The 22,974-nt window shown below is 68.6% G+C and carries 14 protein-coding genes; 4 read left to right on the forward strand and 10 right to left on the reverse strand.

The features are described 5' to 3' along the window. Window positions 1-38: 38 nt before the first annotated feature. The gene (locus HWX00_RS12890; protein ID WP_175027706.1) at window positions 39-4,526 is read right to left on the reverse strand and encodes a YadA-like family protein; all 4,488 of its coding nucleotides are present in this window, start codon (window positions 4,524-4,526) and stop codon (window positions 39-41) included. A gap of 1,439 nt (window positions 4,527-5,965) precedes the next feature. Here HWX00_RS12890 and HWX00_RS12895 point away from each other — a divergent pair. The 4 genes from HWX00_RS12895 (at window position 5,966) to HWX00_RS12910 (ending at window position 13,118) form a co-directional block, all read left to right on the forward strand. Next, window positions 5,966-6,799 (forward strand): response regulator transcription factor, encoded by an 834-nt coding sequence (locus HWX00_RS12895; RefSeq protein WP_059562620.1) that lies wholly within the window; start codon window positions 5,966-5,968, stop codon window positions 6,797-6,799. Next, window positions 6,792-9,167: a sensor histidine kinase gene (locus HWX00_RS12900; RefSeq protein ID WP_124608732.1), complete on the forward strand. Its 2,376-nt coding sequence runs from the start codon at window positions 6,792-6,794 to the stop codon at window positions 9,165-9,167. Before HWX00_RS12895 ends, HWX00_RS12900 begins: the two co-directional genes overlap by 8 nt. 304 nt (window positions 9,168-9,471) lie before the next feature. Continuing rightward, window positions 9,472-10,992 carry a sensor domain-containing diguanylate cyclase gene (locus HWX00_RS12905; RefSeq protein ID WP_175027705.1) on the forward strand — a complete coding sequence of 507 codons (1,521 nt, stop codon included), beginning with the start codon at window positions 9,472-9,474 and terminating at the stop codon, window positions 10,990-10,992. Between the two features lie 167 nt (window positions 10,993-11,159). Beyond that, the gene (locus tag HWX00_RS12910) at window positions 11,160-13,118 is read left to right on the forward strand and encodes a phosphatase PAP2 family protein (RefSeq protein WP_175027704.1); all 1,959 of its coding nucleotides are present in this window, start codon (window positions 11,160-11,162) and stop codon (window positions 13,116-13,118) included. A 43-nt stretch (window positions 13,119-13,161) separates the two neighbouring features. Here the strand turns inward: HWX00_RS12910 and HWX00_RS12915 are convergent, their stop codons facing one another. From HWX00_RS12915 to HWX00_RS12955, 9 genes are read right to left on the reverse strand one after another with little or no spacing between them, the layout of a single operon-like run. Beyond that, the gene (locus HWX00_RS12915; protein ID WP_051701118.1) at window positions 13,162-13,455 is read right to left on the reverse strand and encodes a hypothetical protein; all 294 of its coding nucleotides are present in this window, start codon (window positions 13,453-13,455) and stop codon (window positions 13,162-13,164) included. 55 nt (window positions 13,456-13,510) lie between these two features. Then, a complete protein-coding gene (locus HWX00_RS12920; protein WP_124608731.1) occupies window positions 13,511-15,034 on the reverse strand; it encodes a UxaA family hydrolase in 1,524 nt (507 codons plus the stop codon). After that, window positions 15,031-16,194 carry a mannitol dehydrogenase family protein gene (locus tag HWX00_RS12925; RefSeq protein ID WP_175027703.1) on the reverse strand — a complete coding sequence of 388 codons (1,164 nt, stop codon included), beginning with the start codon at window positions 16,192-16,194 and terminating at the stop codon, window positions 15,031-15,033. Before HWX00_RS12925 ends, HWX00_RS12920 begins: the two co-directional genes overlap by 4 nt. A 31-nt stretch (window positions 16,195-16,225) precedes the next feature. Then, window positions 16,226-17,236: a zinc-binding alcohol dehydrogenase family protein gene (locus HWX00_RS12930; RefSeq protein ID WP_175027702.1), complete on the reverse strand. Its 1,011-nt coding sequence runs from the start codon at window positions 17,234-17,236 to the stop codon at window positions 16,226-16,228. A gap of 22 nt (window positions 17,237-17,258) precedes the next feature. Next, window positions 17,259-18,134, reverse strand: coding sequence for an amidohydrolase family protein (locus tag HWX00_RS12935; protein ID WP_034191811.1), 876 nt, complete (start codon window positions 18,132-18,134; stop codon window positions 17,259-17,261). Next, a complete protein-coding gene (locus HWX00_RS12940) occupies window positions 18,131-19,147 on the reverse strand; it encodes an aldo/keto reductase (RefSeq protein ID WP_175027701.1) in 1,017 nt (338 codons plus the stop codon). The genes HWX00_RS12935 and HWX00_RS12940 overlap by 4 nt, the downstream gene beginning before the upstream one ends. A 38-nt stretch (window positions 19,148-19,185) precedes the next feature. Beyond that, window positions 19,186-20,133: an ABC transporter substrate-binding protein gene (locus HWX00_RS12945; protein ID WP_069704842.1), complete on the reverse strand. Its 948-nt coding sequence runs from the start codon at window positions 20,131-20,133 to the stop codon at window positions 19,186-19,188. 42 nt (window positions 20,134-20,175) lie between these two features. Next, window positions 20,176-21,207 carry an ABC transporter permease gene (locus HWX00_RS12950; protein ID WP_034191814.1) on the reverse strand — a complete coding sequence of 344 codons (1,032 nt, stop codon included), beginning with the start codon at window positions 21,205-21,207 and terminating at the stop codon, window positions 20,176-20,178. Then, complete coding sequence (locus HWX00_RS12955; RefSeq protein ID WP_175027700.1) at window positions 21,200-22,744, reverse strand: sugar ABC transporter ATP-binding protein; 1,545 nt, start codon at window positions 22,742-22,744, stop codon at window positions 21,200-21,202. Before HWX00_RS12955 ends, HWX00_RS12950 begins: the two co-directional genes overlap by 8 nt. Window positions 22,745-22,974 lie beyond the last annotated feature (230 nt).

Raw genomic sequence — 22,974 nt, forward strand, 5'->3', positions numbered from 1 at the left:
CATTGTCTGAATGGAAGGGAAACGGCGCGCGCCGCGGCTCACCACTGATACCCGGCACCGACCACCGCGCCATACGTGCCGCGCGTGTTGGTCGAGACGGCCGCCTTGTAGATCCAGTGGTTGTTCTCCGAAATCGTCGAGATGCCCAGCGCCTGCCCCGACTGGCCGCGATACACGCTGCCGGCCAGTGCGACCATGCTCTTGCCGGGGCCGGACGGCTGCGGCAGGCCGGCGACGGCCATCGCCGTCGCCGTGCCGCCGTCCGCATCGCGGCGGTAGCTGTCGAGGCTGTTGCGCAAGCTCGCGACCTGACCGTCCGTGTAGCTGTTCGCCTGCGACAGCGTGTTGCCGACGCTCGCGTTCAGCTGGTTCACGTTGACCGCGTCGGTGCCCTGCGTGCCGGCCGCGACGTTGACGACCTGGCGCGCCGAATCCGCTGAGCCGACCGCCACGACGTTCGAGCGGCCGCCGTCGTTGCTGCCCGTGCCGATCGCGGCCGAATTGCTGCCGGACGCGATCGACCCGACGCCGATCGCGGTCGAGCCGTTGCCCGATGCGAGCGCCCCGTTGCCGACCGCCGTGCTGTTCGAACCCGATGCGACCGCGCCCGAGCCGCCCGCCGACGAGTTCGACCCGGTCGAGCCCGGCGGCACGTTCGTGCCGCTCGGATTCGTCGTGTACGAGCCGCCGAGGTTCGACGTGCGCTGGTTGATCAGCGTCGTCAACTGGTTGGCGACCGAGTCGAGCTGCGACACGTTCACCGCATCGGTGCCGTTCTTGCCGGCCGCGAGGCCGGTGATCTGCCGGTTGCCGATGTTGACCTCGCCGGCCGACGACTGCGGGCTGCTCAGGCCGTACGCGATGTAGTTCGTCTGCGCGCCGACCGTGGTCAGCGAACCCGCGCCGAGCGCGACGCTGTTCGCATAGGTCGCCGACGCGCCGGCGCCGAACGCGAGCGCATCGGTCGCCGTGGCGTGCGCGCCCGACCCGAGCGCGACGCTGCCCACGCTCGCCGCGACCGCGTTCGCGCCCTGCGCGACGGACTGCGCGCCGGTGGCCGTCGCCCCGCTGCCGAGCGCGATCGCATCGGCCTGCGCGACGCTCGCCGCCTGCCCGATCGCGACGCCGCCCGGCGCGGTGGCATCGACGATCGCGCCGTTGCCGATGCCCACGCCGTTGTCGCCGTTGACGACCGTCGTCGGGCCGACCGCGACCGATTCCGCGCCGACCGCGAGCGAATCCACGGCCGTCGAGTTCGCGTGGAAGTACTTCGTGGTGGTGACCGCGAACGATTGCAGCGCGCCCGCCAGTTGTCGCACGGTGACCGCATCCTGCTGGCCGGTGCCGTCCGCGACGTTGGTGATCTGGCGGTACGTCTTGCTCGTCGCGTCGCCGACCGACACCGCGCCGAGCAGCGTCTGGTCGGTCGTGTTGAACGGAATCGACGCGCTGCCGTTGCGAATCGTGCCGGACGTCGGCACCGTCGCGCGATCGGCTACCGAGCCGGCGCCGAGCGCGATGCTGCCGTCGACCTTCGACACGGCGTTCGGACCGATCGCGACACTGTCGAGTCCGAGCGCCTGGCTGTCCGGCGCGGTCGAGTTCGCGTGGAAGTACTTGATGCCGTGCGCGTTGATGTTGTCGACCGCCGAACCGACATTGTTGTTGACCGTCGTCGTGCCGTCGCTGTTGTACGTCACGTACGACGGCGCGGAGATCGTGCCGGTCGTCGGGTCATAGGTCGCGCCGCCGCCGATCGCGCCCGCCGTGCTGTTGCCGAGGTTGGTGTTGTTCGACGCGATCGAGCTGAGGCCCGTCGACAGCGAGCCGATGCCCGTCGACGTCGCGGTGGACAGCGACGTCAGGTTGCTGTTCGTGCTCGACAGGCCGGTGGACAGCGAGCCGACGGTCGTCGACGTCGACGTCGACAGCGACGAGATCGAGCTGGTCGTCGAACTGAGGCCGGTGGACAGTGAGCCGATACTCGACGACGTGGCCGTCGACAGCGACGTCACGCTGCTGTTCGTCGTGCTCAGGCCGGTGGACAGCGACGCGACGCCGGTGGACAACGAACCGACGATCGTCGACGTGGAGGTCGACAGCGACGTGACCGTGCTGTTCGTGCTCGACAGGCCGGTGGACAGCGAACCGACGACCGTCGAGGTCGACGTCGACAGCGACGTGACCGAACTGTTGGTCGAACTCAGGCCCGTCGACAACGACCCGACGACGGTCGACGTGGAGGTCGACAACGACGTGACCGCGCTGTTGGTCGAGCTCAATCCGGTGGACAGCGACGTCACCGAACTGTTGGTCGAACTCAGGCCGGTAGACAGCGAGCTGATGCCCGTCGACGTCGAGGTCGACAACGACGTGATCGCGCTGTTTGCCGAAGACAACCCGGTGGACGTCGACGTCGACAGCGACGTGATGCCGGTCGACGTCGACGTGGAAAGCGACGTGATCGCGCTGTTCGCCGACGACAACCCGGTGGACGTCGACGTCGACAGCGACGTCACCGTGCTGTTGGTCGAACTCAGGCCCGTCGACAGCGACGTGATGCCCGTCGACGTCGATGTGGAAAGCGACGTGATCGCGCTATTCGCCGACGACAACCCGGTGGAGGTCGACGTCGACAGCGACGTCACCGTGCTGTTGGTCGAACTCAGGCCCGTCGAGAGCGACGTGATGCCCGTCGACGTCGACGTGGACAGCGACGAAATCGCGCTGGTTGCCGACGACAACCCGGTGGACGTCGAGGTCGACAACGACGTGATGCTCGATGCCGTCGACGTCGACAGCGAATCGACCGCCAGGTTCGTCGCGGCCAGTTGCGAGCCGTTGATCGCGTCCGTGCTCGACGAACTGATCCGTCCGGCCGCGACGTTGGTGATCTGGCGCTCGGTACCCGCCGCGCCGACGCTGACGACGCTGGTCGGCGACGTACCGTTGAAGTTGTACGTGACACCGCCGATCACCGCGCTGGCCGTCGGATTCGGCGCGGCCGTCGTCGAGCCCGAGCCGAGCGCGACATCGTTCGCATTGTTCGCCACGGCCGAGGCGCCGAACGCGACCGCCCCCGCTGCTGCCGCCGTCGACGTATTGCCGAGCGCGAGGGAACCAGTGCCCTGCGCGTTGTTGGTATTGCCGATCGCCACCGCCCCGTCGCCGTTCGCGGTGTTGTTCGCCCCCAGCGTGACCGCGCCCGTGCCGATCGCGGTGCTCGGATCGCCGATCGCTACCGCGCCGTTGCCGCTCACGGTCTGGCCGAAGCCGAGCGCGACTGCGCCGGTACCGCCCAGCACCTTCGAGCCGTAGCCGCCGGCAACCGAACCGGCACCGGCCGCCGCGGCGACCGAGTTGGAATCGCCGATCGCCACGGTCGAACTCGCCGCCGCGACGCTGTTGATACCGACCGCCGTCGCATTCGTGGCCGACGCCGTCGCGCCGGACCCGAGTGCGGTCGCCGAAATGCCGCTGCTGCGCGCGAGATTGCCGAGCGCGACGGCGAACTGCTGCGTCGCGGTCGACTGCACGCCGGCCGCGATCGAGCTGACGCCCGACGCATTGGCGCTCAGGCCGAGTGCCATTGCCTGATCGGCGCCCGCAGTCGTGGCGGAGCCGAGCGCGATCGAGCTGGTGCCGAGCGACTGCGTGCCCGAGCCCGGTACGCCGGCCGTGCCGCCCCAGCCGATCGCGATCGACGTTGCACCCTTCGCGCCGCTGTTGACACCCATCGCGATCGACGAATTGCCGGTCGTCAGCGCACCGCTGCCCACCGCGACACCGGCAGCGCCGGAACTCGTCGACTGGTTGCCGAGCGCAACCGCGCCCTGATTGGTCGCCTGCGCCGAAAAACCAAGCGCGACGCTGCCGATACCCGACGAAACGGCGCCGAGTCCGAGCGCAGCCGCACTCTGACCGGAGGCCGTCGCATTGTTCCCGAGCCCGATGGCGGACGTGCCGCTCGCGGTCGCGCCACTGCCGATCGCCACCGTACCGGACTGCGTCGCCTGCGTTGCATTACCGACGGCAACCGAAAACGCGCCCGACCCGATCGCCTGCACACCGAACGCCGCGCTATTGACACCGGTCGCCTGCGAATTGATGCCGACGGCCGTCGAACCGTCCGCCATCGCATGCGCGCCCGGCCCCAGCGCGGTGGCCGACACGCCCTGCGCCGTCGACAGGTTGCCCAGCGCGGTGGAATTCTGCTGCGCGGCACTCGACCCGACGCCGATCGAGATCGAGCTCACGCCGCCGGTCGCGGAGCCGCCATCCTGCGCATACTGCGCGTGCGCGCCCGCATGGAACAACGCAAGATAAGTTGACGCCATCAGCACGGCCAATCGCCGCGGCGACGGCATCGAAGACCGGCCCGCGCGGCTCGCGGCGCCCTCGCTCGCGGCATGCCCGGACCTGACTGCCGACGACGCAACCCGCTTGCCGCGCGCACGGTCAAGCTCGGACGCCGCGACCCAGGCCCCCAGTGCTTCGTTCCAGATCGACTTGAACGACTTGTTCATCTTGTGTTCCCTCGGTTCTCATGTGCTGGATGACGCAGCAGCGAGCGCGACGGCAAGCGATGATGCATCGGCCCGCCTCCTCGCCCGTGTCGCGACGCTTCGCGATTCACTTTGGATAGCTAACTAAACGATCGAACAACGCTGCTCGGCAATCACGATCGCCACGGCGATCGCGCGACGGCACGCCGCACGCGCGCGTCGGCACGCTGCGCGGCGGCACTCGCCGGTTATCGGATCATGGAAGCCGATGGCACGCGAAGACGGCGGCACGCTGCCCCGCGCATCGCGGATTCGCGTGCGCGCGCCGTCGCGCCGAGCCGGCGGCGACCTTGAATTTCATGGGAAGGCGCCGTTCAGACGCCGGATGAACGAAAGCCGGCCCCGAACCCGGGGCGGCTTTCGTCACGATTCATTCAGGAGGAGGATGACGCCGTGTGGTCCCCGGGTATGAAGCATGCGCATCCGGTCCGTTCGAACCGGTGCGTTGACCTGTCATGCCTGTCGTATTCATGTTTTTCGTGCCCGCCTGATTCGAGAACGCGCCGCGCGATCGCGCCACGACGGATCAGACCGTCGGGCGGACCATGCGCAGCCGCTCACCCTCTCCGCCGGCAGTCGAGCGCTTTCCGGATTTCCGGAAAAATCGCCCGACTTGCAGAACGGCCCCCGCATCGATTGAGTCGATCGAATTTTCTTGACGATTTTTCTTGTCGATGCGTCACACCCGAACCAATCTCACAATCATTCCGCTTTTCTTGTATACGAACACATTCGGAAAATTATGAAATTTGTATTACCCTCGTGCCAATTTTCTTGTTCATCATCGCACTCTCAAATTCTGAGAATTGCCATCATTCGATGTCACATTGAATATCGCAACATCCGAACGTGGCAGCGGCAAGGAATCCACGAACATCCGTTCCCCTCGAAGAACCGATTCCAGCCGCGCCGGAGCTAGTGTGCAGTCATCCGTTCAAACAAACCTTTTCCCGAGCGGAAAAATCCTTTTCCAGAGCGGATGATATTTACATTCATACATTTCCACTCGAAATCGGTTTTTCATCAAAACAAATCCTGACCGGCCAACCAAAAAAATCAACCGGACGAGCGCCGATTCGAAGCGCCTGTTTCAAATCGAAAGACATCACCTCTCGACACAATTCACCCTAATTTATTCCGCGGGCCAATTCGATCACATAATCCATAAAAATCGGAAATAAAGACCGAAATTAAAAAGACGGCTCGGCATGTTTTTCCACTCCATTTCTTCCGGTCTAGTAACGCTGCCGAAACCGTTCAGTGTCCCGGCGGATAAGCCCACACAGTCCGCACGGAATCCTCACAATCGGTATTGTTGTCGACATATAATTTTTCGCAACAATCGCACCCACTGCGATGCTTTCAATCCGACCGACCACCCTTCCCTCGCGTCCGCCACCATGCCATCCCGCTTGCCCAGTTCGGCGCCGCCTCGTACCACGCCGGATCTCGCGGGCGCGCATATTCTTGTCGTCGACGACCGCCCGAACGACCTGCGGCTCCTGACCGAAATCCTGCGCGCGGCGCGGTGCCGGATCAGCGTGGCGTTCGACGGGCTGCAGGCCTATCACCGTGCGCAGGCCATCGCGCCCGACCTGATCCTGATGGACGTCCGCATGCCGCGCATGGACGGATTCGCCGCGTCGCGGCTGCTGGCATCGACGCCGTCGACGCAAGCGATCCCGGTGATCATCCTGACGGCGGCCGGCGAGCTCGAGGATCGGATCGCCGGGCTCGAAACCGGCGCGATCGACTACATCGTCAAGCCGTTCGAGCCGGCGGAAGTCATCGCGCGGATCCGCAATCACCTGAAACGCGCGCGGCGCAGCCAGCCGTTCGCGCACTTGCCCGAGCTACCCGACCACCCCGACGCCGCGCTCGTACGCGCGGCGACCGACGTGCTGCTGCGTGACCTGCGGCATCCGCCGGCGCTCGACGATCTCGCGAAGCAGGTCGGTACGCACGAAAAGCGCTTGTCCCGCGTGTTCCGCGACCAGCTCGGCCAGACCGTATTCGAGTACCTGCGCGACACGCGCCTGCGCGCCGCGATGCACTTCCTGTCGGATACATCGATGGGCATCGGCGACATCGCCGAGGAAATCGGCTTTTCCACGCCCGGCAATTTCGCGACGGCGTTCCGCGAACGTTTCGGTATCACGCCGTCCGACTGGCGGCGCCAGCGCCACACCGGCGACACGCCGGCCGCACAGGGGGGGCGCCACGGCGATGCGTAGGCGACACGCGGCGTGGGCAGCCGGATGGCGCGCGGTGCTGCTGCTTGTGATCGCACTGGCCGTCACCTGCGCGACGGCCCGCGCGGCATCGACGCCGAACCCCGCGCAACTGGACGGCGTATCGGTGTTCGAGGACGCGAGCACGACGATGACGGCCGAACAGGTCGCCGCGCGCCTCGCCGGGCCCGCTCGACGCGCGCCTGCGGCAAGCACGTCGACGTTCAACGTCGAGTTCTCGCGGTCGGCATGGTGGGTCCGGGCGACGCTGACCAACCGCGGCAGCGTCGCGCGTCCGCTGGTGCTGGTGATTCGCGACGCGCGCATCGACCACGCCGACTTCCATGTCGGCCAGGACGGCAGCTGGACGCTCGTCAGCCGCTTCCCGGCTGCCGACGCCGGCAGCGACGCGGCCCGTCAGCCGTCGCGCTACCCGGTACTCGACGTCACGCTGCCCGCCGGCGCAAGCCTCCCCGTGCTGATCCGCGTCACGTCGCGCAAGGAAATGCGGCTCGCGCCGGCCGCGTTCACCCGCGCGGCATGGGATGCGCAGGAACGGCGCGCGACGATGTGGGACTTCGGTTTCTTCGGCGGCCTGCTCGCGCTCCTGTGGTGCGCGCTGCTGATCGGGTTCTTTTCGCGCAGCGGCGTGTTCCATGTACTGGCCGCGATGGCGCTGGGCACGACGCTGTTCGAGGCCGCTTACCGCGGTTACGTGGCCATGGCGTTGCCGCCCGCACTGCGCGAGTGGTCGGCGCGCGGCGAGGTGATCGCCGTGTACGCGGCGATCGCCTGCTTCATCGTCTTCATCCTGACGGTCGCCCGGCGCGAACAGGCCAGGCTGCCCTTGCGCGCCGTCTACATGGCGTTCCTCGCGCTCGAATGCATCGGCATGGCCGGCGCCGCAGGCGGCGACCTGCTGACCTTCACGTGGTTCTGCCTGCGGCTGAACGCGGTGCTCGGGATCGTCAACATCAGCCTCGCGCTGATGCTCGCGATCCGCCGGACGCCGACCGGCCGCGTGATGCTGATCGCCATCGCGTTCGCCACCTTCAACATGCTGATCCGCGTGCTCGACGGCATGGACGCGCTGCCGCCGCTGCTGTCCTGGCTCAAGTCCGATATCTATCCGAACCCCGTCATCGCGATCGTCGGGCTCGCCACGCACCTGCTGGTGCTGGCCGCGTGGATCCACCACGTGGGCCGCCAGCGCACCGAGGCCAGGAAGCGGCTCGAACACTGGCAGCTCACCGAACAGGATCGCCTGCGCGACGAAGTCGCGAGACGCACGGTCGCGCTCAACGACGCGTTGCAGCAGGTGACGACCCACATGCAGCAGAAGATCGAGACGCTCGGTTATGTGAGCCACGACCTGCGCGCGCCGCTGTCGACGATCAACGGTTATGCGAAGCTGCTGCTGCAGAGCGCGACGCGCAGCCAGGCGCGGCTGATCCGGTCGATCGACCGCAGCATCCGCTACCAGCTCACGCTGATCGACGAACTGCTCGCGTTCACGAAGGCCGAACTGCAGCCGCTCGGTGTGGCGCCGGACGCGACCGACCTGCCCGGCCTGCTCGACGACATCGGCCACTATGCGCTCGCGCTGTGCGCGCAACAGGACAACCGGTTCGTCTACCGGCCGGCCACGCCGCTGCCGCGCATGGTATCGATCGACGGGATGCGGCTGCAGCAGGTGCTGCTCAACCTGCTGTCGAACGCGTCGAAGTTCACGCGGGACGGGACGGTCACGCTGTCGGTGCACGCGGCGCGCGAAGGTAATGCGTGGCGCCTGCTGTTCGAGGTCGCCGATACGGGCATCGGCATCGACATCAGCGGCACCCGCGACATCTTCCGCGCGTACCAGCAGGTACAGGCCGTGAACGGCGGAACCGGGCTCGGCCTGTTCATCGCGCAGCGCATCGTCGGCGCGATGGGCGGCGAGCTGGCCGTCGCGAGCCAGCCGGGCGTCGGCACCGCGTTCTCGTTCCCGGTCGTCGCACCGGCGCTCGGGCACGCGCTCGTGCCGGTGTCGGAACTCGTCCGGCGGTTTCATCCGGGCGACGAGGCCGGGCCGGAACGCGTCGCGCCCGCGATGGATGGCCCGCCCGACGATGCACTCGACGCACTGATCCTGCTGGCCCGTGACGGGCGGCTCACCGATATCGAGACATGGCTCGGCCAGGTTGCGGACGAGCACGGTTACGCGGCCTTCGTGCAGCGCGTGCGCGAGCATCTCGATACGCTCGACCTGCACGCGATCGAGAAGCTGGCCGGGGCGCTCAAGCGTGTGCGCGGCGCGGACGCTTCGTTCGACGCCGAAGCGGACGCGGCCGGGCCGGAACGAATCGGCGCTTCAGCCAGACGACCCTGATACTCCTCCCGATTTCGTCGGGCGTCCCGGGGATGCCCTATTGCTCGAAACAAAGACGGAATCCGACGCATCCGAGCCGGGTGCGGGCCACATGCCCGATCGCCGCGTCGGGATCGAGCGCCGCCCCGCGCCGGACCGCCGGGTCGAGCCGTTCCCGGCCTGGCCTCACGGGCCGCACACGTTTGCGGCCGGGCCCCGCCCATTTGCGTTGCACACGACCCTCGATTTCCCCGCGGACCTGCCGTTAACCCGGATTTAAGCGCAGCCCGGTTCATCGCGCCGGGCCTTCCCCGCGAGCGCCAGCATGTCCGCATCCACCTCCATCGAGAAAATCGCCGACTGGGCGGGACGACACTACCTCGTCGTCGGCGCGCTGGGCACGCTGATGTCGCTCGCGGCGCTGAGCATCAGCGCGATCACGCTCTGGGCCACGAGAAGCGAAGTGGTCGAACATGCGCACGAAACCTCGCGCAACGTCGCCGCCGTGCTGGTGAGCGAGATCGCGCGGACCGTCGAAACGTCCAACAACGCACTGGTCGCGCTCGCCGCCGACCTCGGCAAGCCGGCGGTCCGGCACATGGACGCCGGGCTGCGGCACGATCTGCTGTTCCAGCGCTCGGCCGCGCAATACGTGACGGGGATGGGCGTGACGGACCGGGACGGCCAGTTGATCGACGCGTGCTGCGGGCCGTCCCACCACTGGAACTTCAGCGATCGCGATTATTTCAAGGTCCATCGCGACGCGCCGAATGTCGGCCTTTACGTGTCGGAGGCCTATCGCGCGCGCTCGCGCGGCGGCAAGGAATCGATCGCGCTCTCGCGGCGCATCGAACAGCCGGACCACACGTTCAACGGGATCGCGGTGGTCGCGATCGACCTCGCCTATTTCGATCAGTTGCTGTCCCGGCTGGACGTCGGGCCGCACGGCATCAGCGCGGTCCTGCGCGCGGACGGCACCATCCTGGCCCGCAACCCGTCGCTGAACGACCACCAGATGGTCCGCCTGCGCCGTTCGAACACCTTCGATCGCATGCTGAACCAGGACTCGGGCTTCTATGCGGCGCATTCGCGCATCGACGGAACGTTGCGCCTGTATACGTTCCAGCGGGTGCCCGGCACACCGCTGATCGCCGTCGTCGCGCCGGCCGAAGGCGACGTGCTGGACGGCTTCATCCGCATGTCATGGTCGGTCGGCATATCGGCGTCGCTCCTGTGCGCACTTTTCTGCGCGGTCGTCTGGCTGCTCGCCTTCGCGTTGCGGGACAACCTGCGCAAGCAGACGCTGCTGACCGGCCTCAGCCGCACCGATCCGCTGACCGGCCTGCACAACCGGCGTGCGCTCGACTTCGCGCTGGCCGACCAGTGGGAGCGGCTGCATCGAAACGGCCACGGCAGCCTGTCGCTGCTGTTCATCGATGCCGACCACTTCAAGCAGTACAACGACCGGCACGGGCACGCGCGAGGCGACACGGGGCTCCGGTTCCTCGCCGCCTGCATCCGCCCGCACACGCAGCGGCGCGGCGACTTCGCCGCGCGCTACGGCGGCGAGGAATTCGTCGCGGTGCTGCCCGATACCGATGAACGCGGCGCCGCGAAGGTGGCGGAGGCGATCCGCCGGGAAGTGGAACGCAACCGCCTCGACGGGTTCGACGACCCGGTGCCGGCCTTCACGGTGAGCATCGGCTGCGCGACCGCCCGCGCCGGATGGCCGGCGTCCGTCGACGCGTGGTCGCGCGAGGCGGATCTCGCGCTGTACGCCGCCAAGCGTGACGGACGCAACCGCGTCCGTCACGCGCCGTCGCCGCGGAACGAACAAGCGGCGTGACGGCCGGATCGATCCGCCATCCGTACCGCGTTTAGGATATCGGAGTAAACAAACCCGTCGGCGGGTTCGATCCATGCATCGCTCGTGACGCACAGCCGATTCGTAACCATCGCGTCACGATCGGCCACGACAATGCGCCATCTTTCACACCCAGGATGGAGTCTTGCATGTTTGTGTCATCGAGCCGTCTCCCGCTGCACGTCGCAGCCCTGTCGACCGCGGTCGTGCTGGCCGCGTGCGGCGGCGGCGACGACGTGGTCGCCACACCCTCGACGAACGCCGCGATCCCGGCGCCGCCGGCCGATCCCGGTTTCGTCGACAGCGCGCCGGTTCCGAGCGTGCCCGCATTCGTCGACAATATCGCGACCAACCAGCGCGGCGACGCGCGTTACGCGACGCTGTCGACGAACGCCGCGGTGCGCGTGGTCAGCCGCTTCCTGGACCTCTGGCAGCCGTCGACGATGCTCGTCGATGCGGGCGTGACCGCGCCGGCCAACGGCGCGTTTCCGGCCATCTCGCCGTCGACCTGCACGGGGCTGCCCGGCAACGGCACACCGTGCGGCACGATCCTGAACGACGCGGCGCTGCAGGCGAACGTGCAATACGTGGTCAACGCGACGACCGCACGCACGCCGCAGCAGGCCGACGCCGCGTACTACGACGACCGGCGCGGCAAGGGCTACAGCGTGACCGACGGCATGGGGCCGCTCACGTCGGCCTGGCGCACCGCCGCCCAGCAGACGACCAGCATCACCAGCGTGCCGGCCGACGCGACGAGCGTGCTGTACAACGACACGGGCAACAACGTGGGCGTGGGCGGCAGCGCGAACGCGAGCTTCGGGAAAGTCGTCGATCTGCTCAATGAAATGGGCAACAACGCGTCGACCGAACCCTCGAAACGTTTCTACAAATATGCGCGGCCGTACCGCTGGAGCACGAGCGTCGTCGTCGACCCCACGCTGGTGCCCGCGGAAAGCACGACGCCCGCGACCGACGGCGGTTTCATCAGCGGCCATCAGGCGGAAGCGATGCGCGACGCCGTGACGATGGCGTGGCTCGTGCCGGAGCGCTTCCAGGAAATGGTCGGCCGCGGCCTCGAACTCGGCGAGAACCGCATCCTCGCCGGCATGCACTCGCCGCTCGACGTGATCGGCGGGCGCATGCTCGCGCTGGCGATCAGCGCGGCCAATCTCGCGGTGTACGCGAACGATGCGCAGGCCGCCTACGGCCAGGCGCACCAGACGCTGCAGCAGCTCACCGGCACGACCGACGCGACGTTCCAGGCATTCGCGCGCTCGGGCACGACGGCGACCGACCGGTTCGCCGATTACACGACGAACAAGACGGCCTTCGCGCGCCGCATGACCTACGGCTTCGGCGCGCTCGACGCGACCGGCGCGCCGCCGGTCGTGGCGAAGGGGGCGGAGATCCTGCTGCAGACGCGTTTCCCGTACCTGGGCGCGGATCAGCGGCGCGTCGTGCTGAAAACCACCGAACTGCCGTCCGGCTACCCGGTGATGGACGATGCGGAAGGCTGGGGCCGGCTGAACCTGTTCGCGGCCGCCGACGGCTACGGCGCATTCAACGGCAACGTGACCGTCGCGATGGATGCGTCGAAGGGCGGCCTCAACGCCGCCGACCTGTGGCGCAATGACATCGCCGGCTCGGGCAAGCTGACGCTGCAAGGCAGCGGCGTGCTGACGCTGGCGGGCAACAACAGCTACACGGGCGGCACGCAGGTCGGCGGCGGCACGCTCGCCGCCGCGTCCGCGACGGCGTTCGGCAACGGCGACGTCTACGTCGGCGCAGGCGGCGGCGTCAGGATCGCGGCCGGCGCGCCCGTCACGATCGCCACGCGCTACACGCAGCTCGACGGCGCCACGCTCGAACTCGACATCGACGGCAACGGCGGCGGACGCCTGCGCGTGGGCGGCGCGTTCACCGTCGCGGGCGGCACGCTGCACGTGAAGTTCGTGAACGGCTATCAGCCGAAGGCCGGCGACACCATCGCGCTGATCGACGCGGCAGCGGGCGCGGCGAAATTCGCGACGGTGACCGTCGACGGCTTCAAGGCGACGCCGGTCTACACGGCGACGGGCGTGTCGATCACGCTGTCGGCGGCGTAAGCGGCGCCGCAGCGACCCGGGCGACGTCGCCGCCGAGCGGCGGCTACGCGAAGCGACCGGGCACCGGCCCGTCGCCCGGGGTGCCGGCCTCGCCCGACGGACGAGGCCGCGTCCCGAAGCGCCGTTGCAGATCGATGATCGCGGGCAGGTTGAAGTCGTGGACGTCGGGCACGGCGCCGCCTTGCCGTCGGTTCACCTCGGCACAGAGTTCCAGCGCCCGGGCGCGTGTCTCGGCAAGCATCCGCAGCGCCTCGCCCAGCAGTCGCTGCTCCAGGTCCGACAGCGGAAAGTCGCGGCCGGTGTCGCCGGCCGCCGGCTTGCGCATCAGGGTCGTCATCGTGGAGTCTCCTTCGAAGCCGGATCGCGCGGGCGGCCACATGCCGCCCCGCGCGTCACATGATCGCGCCGCGCAGCCACGGCACGAACTCGCGTTCGCCGATACCGTTCTCCTCGCTGCAGGTCCTGCGCCCGGACGCGACGTCGAGCATCAGCCGGAACAGCCGCGCGCCCGCGTCGTCGACGCTCGACGAACCGGTGACGATCCCGCCGCTGTCGAAGTCCATGTCGGCGCGCATCCGCTCGTACAGGCCGGTCGTCGTCGCGATCTTGACCGTCGGCACCGGTTTCGACCCGAACACCGAACCGCGGCCCGTGGTGAAACAGACGAGATTCGCGCCGCCGGCGATCTGCCCGGTCGCCGACACCGGGTCGTAGCCGGGCGTATCCATGAAGACGAGGCCGCGCTGCCGCACCGGCTCCGCGTAGTCGTAGACGGCGCGAAGCGTCGAGCGCCCGCCCTTCGACACCGCGCCGAGCGATTTCTCGAGAATGGTCGTGATGCCGCCGGCGATATTGCCGGGCGACGGGTTGTTGTTCATTTCGCCGCCGCCGTCGGCCACGTAGCGCTCCCACCACCGCAACCGGCCGAGCAGGCGTTCGCCGATGTCGCGCGATGCCGCGCGGGCGATCAGCAGGTGCTCCGCGCCGTAGATCTCGGGCGTCTCGGACAGGATCGCGGTGCCGCCGTTGCGCACCAGCAGGTCGACGGCCGCGCCGAGCGCCGGGTTCGCCGTGATCCCCGAGTAGCCGTCGGATCCGCCGCATTGCAGGCCGACCGTCAACCGCGCCGCCGGCACCGCACGGCGGCGCGCGCCGTCGGCCGCCTCCAGCAGCTCGCGCACGATCGACACGCCGCGCACGACCGTTTCGCGCACGCCGCCCTCGTCCTGGATCACCAGCGTGCGGACCGTGCCCGGCGCGGCCGCGTCGAGCCGCTCGGCCAGCACGCGCACCTGGTTGACCTCGCAACCGAGACCGACCAACAGCACGCCGGCGAAATTCGGGTTGCGCGCGTAGCCCACGAGCGTACGGCGCAGCAGCTCGACCCCGTCCCCGTTCGCCGCCATCCCGCATCCGCTCTGATGGGTGATCGCGACGACGCCGTCGACATGACCGAACGGCGCGAGCGCCTCGTGCCGGTACGCATCGGCAATCGCGTGGCACACGCTCGCCGAACAGTTGACGCTCGCGATCACGCCGATGTAGTTGCGGGTACCCACACGGCCGTCGGGCCGCACGAACCCGTCGAAGGTGTCGCCGAGGTCGGTCGGCGCGTCGGGCGCCGCACCGGCCGCGCCGTGATCGAGCACGTGCCGCTCGGGCATCCCGACGTTGTGCACGTGCACGTGCTCGCCCGCGGCGATGTCGCGCAGCGCGACGCCGATCGGCTGGCCGCACTTGACGATCCGCGCGCCGCGCGCGATCGGCGCCGTGGCGAGCTTGTGGCCGGCCGGCACCGCGGCCGCGACGCGCAGCGTCGTGCCGTTCGCGTCGACCGGCACGTCCGGCGCCAGCGCGTCGAGCGCGACGGCGACATTGTCGTCATGATGCAGGATCACTACTGCCGGCTGGTTCACGATGCGATGCTCCCTGTGGTGGCGCGGCGCGCCGGATCGCAGCGGGCCGCGATGCGTCGCAGGCGCGGCTGCCCGCCCGGCAGCGCCAGCGAATCCGCGAGCGCCAGCAGCGGCGCGATCCGCCGCGCCACCTTCTCGCGATGATTGCCGGCGATATCGGCGAGGCGATGCGCGAGATACGGATTGAGAAAACGTTCGCGCACGCTGTCGAGATAGCGTTCGGCCGTTTCTTGCTGGCCCAGCGCGGCGAATACCGGCGCGACCTCATCGCGCCATACGGCCTCGAGGCCGTCGCGCAGCCGCACGTCGTTCATCGCGTCGAGCACCGTTTCCGATTCGGGCCGCCCCGTGACGAGCCATTGCTCCGCCAGCCAGCTGTGCCCGAGGTTGAGGAAAAACAGTTTCAGGCGCTCGTGACTGCGCAGGTCGTCGGTGACGACGATCCGCGCGTGCCGGCACGGCAACGCCATGCCGGCACGCCGCTCGATCGCCCACAGCGCGTAAGGCTCCGCGACCGCGCCGACCGGGTGAATCGGCTCGGACACGATGCGGTCGACGAGCGAGTTGACCCAGACGCAGCGGTGCTGCAGGTAGTCGACGAACGCGTCGGGCAACCGCCATTCACGCGCGAGCGCGAGCACGCCGCCGCGCAGCGTGTCGCCGTTGTCCGCGACCAGTTCGCAGGGCAGCACGGTGACGCCGTCGGCGGGCCGCACCTGCCAGCGCGCCTGCAGCAGCACGAGCAGCTTCGCGGGAAAACCGCGCGGCGCGCGGTCGGGATGAGCCAGCACCTGCGCCGAATCGTGCGGGTCGGCGCGATAACCCGCGTCGCCGGTGTTCGACACGATCGCCCGCACGGACTCGATCGCCGCGCGGCGGATTTCGGCCCAGTCCGACTCCGCATCCCACGCGCGGTGCACGGCGCGGCACTCGACCACCTCGTCGACGATCCGGCCGCCGTCGCGTCCGCGTATGCGCACCGGATAGTGCGCGCCCGAGCGCAGCGCGTCGATGCGCGCGCGGCTGGCCGGGTTCCCGGTCGACTGCACGATGCCGATGCCGCCCATCGCGCCGCCTTCGTCGAGTGCCTGCGACACGAACAGGTCGACGTGCGCGAGCAGGAAGCGGCTTGTGCCGAACTGCAGGATCGGCGGCGTCATGACGTGCGCCCCGCGGCTTGCATGGCGCGGCTCAGCATTCGACGAGCGCCTTCACGACGGTCTGCCCGGCGTCGAGCAGGCGCGGCAGCGCGTCGGGCACGTCCTCGAGCCGCATCCGGTGCGTATTCAGCGCGCGGTCCGGAATCCGCCCCGCGCGCATCGCATCGAGCACCGTCGCGAAATCCTCGGCCGTGGCGTTGCGGCTCGCGAGCAGCGTGGTTTCGCGCTTGTGGAATTCCGGATCCGAGAAGGCGACGTGCCCGCGCACGATCGAGATCAGCGTGTATTTGCCGCCGTGCGCGACGAATTCGAAACCGCGGTTCATCGCATCGAGGTTGCCGGTCGCATCGAACACCGCATCGAAATACTCGCCGTCGGTCAGCGCCGCGAGGCGTGCGGCATCGTCGGGCCCGACCTCCACCGCCGCGTCGACCCCCAGATGCTGCCGGCAAAACGCCAGGCGGTCGGCCCGCGTATCGAGGCAGGTCACGTCGGCGCCGCGCAGCTTCGCGAAAGTCATCGCCGCCATGCCGATCGGCCCGGCGCCGACCACCAGCGCTCGCTGGCCGGCCCGGATGTCCGCGCGCCGCACCGCATGCGCGCCGATCGCGAGAAATTCCAGCATCGCCGCCTGGTCGAGCGAAATGCCGTCGGCCTTGTGAACGAACTGCGCGGGCACGCTGAGGTATTCGGCCAGCGCGCCGTCGCGATGCACGCCGAGCACCTTGATGTTCACGCAGCAGTTCGTGTTGCCGTGACGGCATGCGACGCAGTGCCCGCACGACAGGTACGGCATCACGTACACCGCGTCGCCAACACCGAGCCCCGACTCGGGTTCCGCCTCGACGACGACCGCGGAAAGCTCGTGGCCCATCACACGCGGATATTCGAGGTACGGCTGGTTGCCGGTGAAGATGTGCAGGTCGGTGCCGCAGATGCCGACACGTTGCACGCGCAACAGCACTTCGCCGCCGCCGCGCACGGGCAGTTCGCGATGCTGCACGCGCAGCACGCCGGGGGATTCGCAAATCACGCTGAGCATGTCGGTTCCTTTCGTTCGGGGTTCATTCGTCGTGGCGTGCGGTGTCGATCCGGTAGAAGCGGCGCGCGTTGCCGCCGAAGAGGCCGGCCAGCGCCGCGGAGCCGAGCCACCGCGCGCAATCGTCCTCGCACGCGGCCAGCCATTCGCCGTAGCCGCCGCACGCCGACGCGAGCCGCAGCACCGGCCAGTCGCTGCCCCACATCAATCGCGTCGGCCCGAACAGCTCGGCCAGCGCGCGAACATACGGCCGCGTGCGCGCCCGCACGGCGTCCGGCCCGGCCGACGGCCCGGCCTCCGTCCACAGGCCGGACAGCTTGCAATGCAGGTTCGGCAGGCTCGCCAGCCGGCGCATCGACGACAGCCACGGCTGCAGTTCGCCGCGCTCGACGAACGGCTTCGCGCCGTGGTCGATCACGATCGGCAGATCCGGATGGCGTCGCGCGAACGCATGCAGCGCATCGAGGTGGCGCGGCATCACCAGCGCGTCGAAACTCAGCACATGCTCAAGCATCGCGGCCACCGCGCGATCCAGCCGCGGATCGTCGATCCACGCGTCGTCGGGCAGATCCTGAAGCATCGGCCGCAGGCCGCGCGCCTTCGGCGCGCGCGCAAATGCCGCGATCCGCGCCGGCGCGTCGTCGGCCTTCATGTCGACCCAGCCGACCACGGCGCCGACCGTCGGGGTGTCGGCCGCGAGATCGAGCAGATAGCGCGTGTCGGCTTCGCTCGGCAACGATTGCACGAGCACGGTGCGCTCGATGCGCGCGGCGTCGAGCAGCGGCGCCAGATCGGCGGGGCCGAAATCCCGATGGATCGCATCGAGCTCGGCCGGCGGCCAGTTGCCGGCCCGCGCGCCGATGCGCCAGTAGTGCTGATGGGCGTCGATACGCACGGTCATGCGTGCGCTCCCGGAACCGGCGCGTGCGCGTCGATCAGTCCTTCATCGCGCAGCGCGTCCCACAGTTCGGCCGGCGCGGCGCGCTCGAACCATTCGATGTTCTGCGTCAGCTGGGCCACGCTGCGCGCGCCGATCACGCACGACACGACCGCCGGATGGCCGAACGGAAACTGCAACGCGGCGGCGGGAAGCGGCACGTCGAAGCGCCGGCACAGCGCGCCGAGGCGCGTCGCCTTGTCGATCACGTCGGCACGCGCGTCCGAATAGTTGAACTTGCCGTTGCCGGCGAGCACGCCGGAATTGAACACGCCGCCGATCACGATCCCCGTCCCTTCGCGAGCGCACGTGTCGAGCAGCGGCTCGAGCGCCGCCTGTTCGAGCAGCGTGTAGCGGCCGGCCAGCAGCACCGCGTCGAGCGCCGCTTCGTTCAGCGCGTCGGCCGCGACTTCCCATTCGTTCACGCCGAGACCGAACCCGCCGATCTCGCCGCCCGCCCGCAACGCCTCCAGCGCGCGGAACCCGCCGCCGCGGGTCAACTGATCCCAGTAGTGCGCATGACGCTCGCCGTGCGTCATCGCGCCGATGTCGTGAACGTACAGCATGTCGATCCGCGCGAGCCCGAGCCGTTGCCGGCTGTCGTCGTGCGAACGCATGATGCCGTCGTAGCTGTAGTCGTAGACGGGCCGGAACGGCAGCGGCTCGGCCCAGCCGTCGTCGCCCGGCCGCACGCTCGCGTCGGCGCGCATCAGCCGTCCGACCTTCGTGCTGAGCGTGAAGGCGCCGCGCTCGCGCGGGGCAAGCCCCGCGCCCACGCGCCGCTCGGACAGCGTGTAACCGTAATACGGCGCGGTGTCGAAATAGCGCAGGCCCGCCGCCCACGCGGCGTCGACGAGCGACGCGGCATCGGCCGCCGACATCGGACGATAAAGGCCGCCGAGCTGCGAGCAGCCGAGACCGAGCGCGGATACCGTCAACCCGCTGCGCGGCAAGGTGCGCGTATCGTTTGCGTTCATGAGGCGTGACAGGTAGTACGGAAAGGACGCATGGGCGGTCAGTACAGGACGTTCTTCGACGCCTGCGAATCGAGGTTCTGCTTGTCGACCATCACGACGCCGGTATCGATCAGCTTCGGCGCGGGCTTGCGCGCGATCACGTCGAGCGCCGTGCGCACGCCCTGGTTCCCCATTTGCCACGAGCCCTGCACGGCGATCGCCTGCACGGTGCCGTCGCGCACGAAGCCCTGCAGGTCCTCGTTGCCGTCGAACCCGATCGCCACCACCTTGCCCGCCTTGCCCGACTGCTTCAGCGCACGGCCCATCCCGACCGCGGTCGGCTCGTTCGCGCCGAAGATGCCCTTCAGGTCCGGGTTCGCCGACAACACGTCGGTCGTCTGGTTCAGCGCGGTCGCCATTTGCGATTGCGAGTAATACGGGCCGACGATCTGCAGCTTCGAGTGGCGCTCGATGTACGTGCGGAAGCCGCCGACGCGGCTGACCTCGGACCCCGCGCCCGGCACGTACGACATGATCGCGATCTTGCCGGACTGCCCGACGCGATCGATCAGCGCCTTCGCGCACAACGCCCCCGCCTTCTCGTTGTCGGTCGACAGGAACGCCTGGTAGTACGGCTTGCCGGCATCCGAGATGGCCGAGTCGATCAGCACGACGGGAATGTGCGCTTCCCACGCCTTCTTGATCGCGGGTACGAGCGCATCGGGATCGGACGGCGCGAGCACGATGGCCGCCACATGACGCGTGACCGCGTTGTCGACCATGTTGACCTGCCCGCTGATGTCGGATTCGGCCGCCGGCCCCTGGAACGTCATCGTGTAGCCGCTGGCCCCGTCGAGCGCCGCCTTCGCGCCTTTCTGCACGTTCTGCCAGTAGTTCGAATTGACCGTCTTGACGATCACCGCGATCTCGCCGCCGGCCGCATACGCGCCGCTGTTGCATGCCGCGAACAGGCACGCCGAGGCCGCCAGCAGGATGGATTTGTTCATGTCTCGCTCCGCTTCTCGTTGGTAGGGACTGCTTGCTGCCGGTCAGGGCCGGCGATTGCGCAACTGGTCGATCCAGACCGTGCCCAGAATCACGACGCCGATGATGATCTGCTGGATGAAGCTCGACACGCCGTTCATGTTCAGGCCGTTGCGCAGCACGCCGATCACGAACGCGCCGATCGCCGTGCCGGAGATCGTGCCGACGCCGCCCATCAGCGACGTGCCGCCGATGACCGAGCTGGCGATGGCGTCGAGCTCGTACATCACGCCTTCGTTCGGCTGCCCGGTGACGAGCCGCGACATCAGTACGCAGCCGGTCACGCCCGCGAGCGCGCCGGACAGCACGTAGGTGAACAGCTTCACGCCCTGGACGTTCACGCCCGACAGCCGCGCCGCCTCGGCGTTCGAGCCGACCGCGTAGATGTGACGGCCAAGCGACGTCCTCGACAGCAGCACGGACACCACGACGAACAGCACGATCATGATCACGACCGGATACGGAATGCCGGGAAACGTCGTGTCGGGGAACCCGTCCGCGCCGATGTGCGAGATCCGCAGCAGCGCGCCGTTGCCGAGCGCGCCGAACGCGTCGCCGAGATCCGATACGGGCCGGGCGCCCGTGATCTGGAGCGCGATGCCGCGCGCGACGAGCATCATGCCGAGCGTCGCGATGAACGGCGGCAAGCCCATGCGCGTCACGCAGATGCCGTTGACGAGCCCGCACAGCGCGCCGACCAGGATGCCGGCCGCCATCGCGGCGGGCACCGGCACGCCCGCCTTGACCAGCAGCGCGGCGCACACGCCGGCCAGCGCGAGCACCGAGCCGACCGACAGGTCGATGCCGCCCGTGATGATGACGCAGGTCGCGGCCACGCCCAGATAGGCGATGGAGGTCACCTGCAGGCCGACGGTCATCAGGTTGTCGACCGAGAAGAATGCCGCGCTCGATATCGAGAACGCGAACACGAGCACGACGAGACTGCCCAGCGCCGCGAACTTCTGGATCAGGTCGCGCCGCCGCTGTCGCGCCGCCCGCTCGTCGGCCTGGCTCCGATCGGATGTCATTTCAAGCATGGGAACGCCCCGACGCATAGTGCATGATCTCCTCCTGACTGGTGTGTTTCGTGTCGAGCAACGCGGTCAGCCGACCTTCGTGAAAAACGGCGATCCGGTCGGTCATGCCGAGCAGTTCGGGCAGTTCCGAACTGATCAGCACCACGCCGACGCCGTCGGCGGCGAGCCGGTCCATCAGCCCGTAGATCGCGAACTTCGCGCCGACGTCGATCCCGCGCGTCGGCTCGTCGAAGAACAGGATCTTCGAGCCGCGGTAGAGCCATTTGCCGATGACGACCTTCTGCTGGTTGCCGCCGGACAGGTTGCGCACGCGCTGGTGCACGGACGGCGTGCGAATCGCGAGGTCCTGCACGTAGCGGCGCGCCACCTCGAGCTCGTCGTCGAAGCGCAGGAAGCCCAGGCGCGACGAGATACCGCGCACGTTCGCGAGCGTGAGGTTCGCCGCGACCGGCATCGGCAACGCGAGCCCCTCCTTCTTGCGGTCCTCCGACAGATACGCGATGCCGTGCCGGATCGCCTCGCGCGGCGAGCGGATCGTCACGGGCCGGCCGTGCAGCGCGATCGTGCCGCCGTCCGGGCGATCCGCGCCGAAGATCGCGCGGGCGATCTCGGTGCGGCCGGCGCCCATCAATCCCGCGAAACCCAGGATCTCGCCGCGGCGCAGCGCGAACGACACCGGTCCGAACACGCCGTCCCGGCGCAGCGCGCGCACGTCGAGCAGCACGTCGTCCGTCGGCACCGATTGCCGGGACGGATAGGCGTCGTCGAGCGTGCGTCCGACCATGCGCGCGACGATGTCGTCGAGGCTCACGTCGGCGAAATCGTCCGTCGAGATATGGCGCCCGTCGCGCAGCACGGTCACGCGATCGACGATCTGCGCCATTTCGTCGAGGCGGTGCGAGATATACAGAATCGCCACGCCGTCGGCCCGCAGTTCCTCGATGATGCGGAACAGCTGCACCGTTTCCGACTCCGTCAGCGACGACGTCGGCTCGTCCATGATCAGCACGCGCGCGTCGTGCGACAGCGCCTTCGCGATCTCGACCATCTGCTGCTGCGCGATGGACAGCACGCCGATCTTCGTCGTCGGCGCGACATTCAGGCCGATCCGCGCGATGCAGCGCGCCGCGTCCGCGTTCATGCGCTTCGTATCGACGAACGGCCCGCGCCGCGGCTCCCGCGCGAGGAACAGGTTCTCCGCCACGCTCAGGTGCGGGACGAGATTGAGTTCCTGGTGAATGATCGCGATGCCGGCCGCCTGCGCTTCGGAGGCCGAACGGAATTGCACCGGTGCGCCGCGATAGTGAACGACGCCCTCGTCGGGCAGGTACTGACCGCTGATGATCTTCATCAGCGTGGATTTGCCCGCGCCGTTTTCGCCGCACACCGCATGCACCTCGCCGCGGCGCAGGTCGAGGCGAATGCCGTCGAGCGCCACGACGCCCGGGAAGCGCTTGCGAATGCCGTCCAGGCGCAGGATCTCCCGGTCGGTTTCGTCCTGCGCGGCCTGGCCGGGCAGATTGCGAGGCAATGCCATTGCGTCTCCTGGGGGGCGGATCGACCTCGGCTTCGTCTGGTCAGTCCAATTTGGAGGGATTACATCAATCAAACCTATTTTGGTCAAGCCAATTTAACTATCTCAATCCCGATCTTACCAATAGTGAAAACCCGGACATCCGGATGAACCCGCCGCTGCAAAGGGCGATGCGGCGGGCGTGATAGACTCCGCGACACGCGCTTGCGCCGAAAGCGCATTGACCCCAATCC

It is taken from the genome of Burkholderia seminalis DSM 23518, assembly GCF_902832885.1.
Taxonomy (GTDB): domain Bacteria; phylum Pseudomonadota; class Gammaproteobacteria; order Burkholderiales; family Burkholderiaceae; genus Burkholderia; species Burkholderia seminalis.

Excerpts from the sequence above, each read along its gene's own strand:
- HWX00_RS12905 (WP_175027705.1), top strand. The coding sequence starts at position 9,472 with ATGTCCGCATCCACCTCCATCGAGAAAATCGCCGACTGGGCGGGACGA.
- HWX00_RS12945 (WP_069704842.1), bottom strand. The coding sequence starts at position 20,133 with ATGAACAAATCCATCCTGCTGGCGGCCTCGGCGTGCCTGTTCGCGGCA.
- HWX00_RS12915 (WP_051701118.1), bottom strand. The coding sequence starts at position 13,455 with ATGACGACCCTGATGCGCAAGCCGGCGGCCGGCGACACCGGCCGCGAC.
- HWX00_RS12935 (WP_034191811.1), bottom strand. The coding sequence starts at position 18,134 with ATGACCGTGCGTATCGACGCCCATCAGCACTACTGGCGCATCGGCGCG.
- HWX00_RS12910 (WP_175027704.1), top strand. The coding sequence starts at position 11,160 with ATGTTTGTGTCATCGAGCCGTCTCCCGCTGCACGTCGCAGCCCTGTCG.
- HWX00_RS12890 (WP_175027706.1), bottom strand. The coding sequence starts at position 4,526 with ATGAACAAGTCGTTCAAGTCGATCTGGAACGAAGCACTGGGGGCCTGG.
- HWX00_RS12950 (WP_034191814.1), bottom strand. The coding sequence starts at position 21,207 with ATGCTTGAAATGACATCCGATCGGAGCCAGGCCGACGAGCGGGCGGCG.
- HWX00_RS12930 (WP_175027702.1), bottom strand. The coding sequence starts at position 17,236 with ATGCTCAGCGTGATTTGCGAATCCCCCGGCGTGCTGCGCGTGCAGCAT.
- HWX00_RS12900 (WP_124608732.1), top strand. The coding sequence starts at position 6,792 with ATGCGTAGGCGACACGCGGCGTGGGCAGCCGGATGGCGCGCGGTGCTG.
- HWX00_RS12940 (WP_175027701.1), bottom strand. The coding sequence starts at position 19,147 with ATGAACGCAAACGATACGCGCACCTTGCCGCGCAGCGGGTTGACGGTA.
- HWX00_RS12925 (WP_175027703.1), bottom strand. The coding sequence starts at position 16,194 with ATGACGCCGCCGATCCTGCAGTTCGGCACAAGCCGCTTCCTGCTCGCG.
- HWX00_RS12955 (WP_175027700.1), bottom strand. The coding sequence starts at position 22,744 with ATGGCATTGCCTCGCAATCTGCCCGGCCAGGCCGCGCAGGACGAAACC.
- HWX00_RS12895 (WP_059562620.1), top strand. The coding sequence starts at position 5,966 with ATGCCATCCCGCTTGCCCAGTTCGGCGCCGCCTCGTACCACGCCGGAT.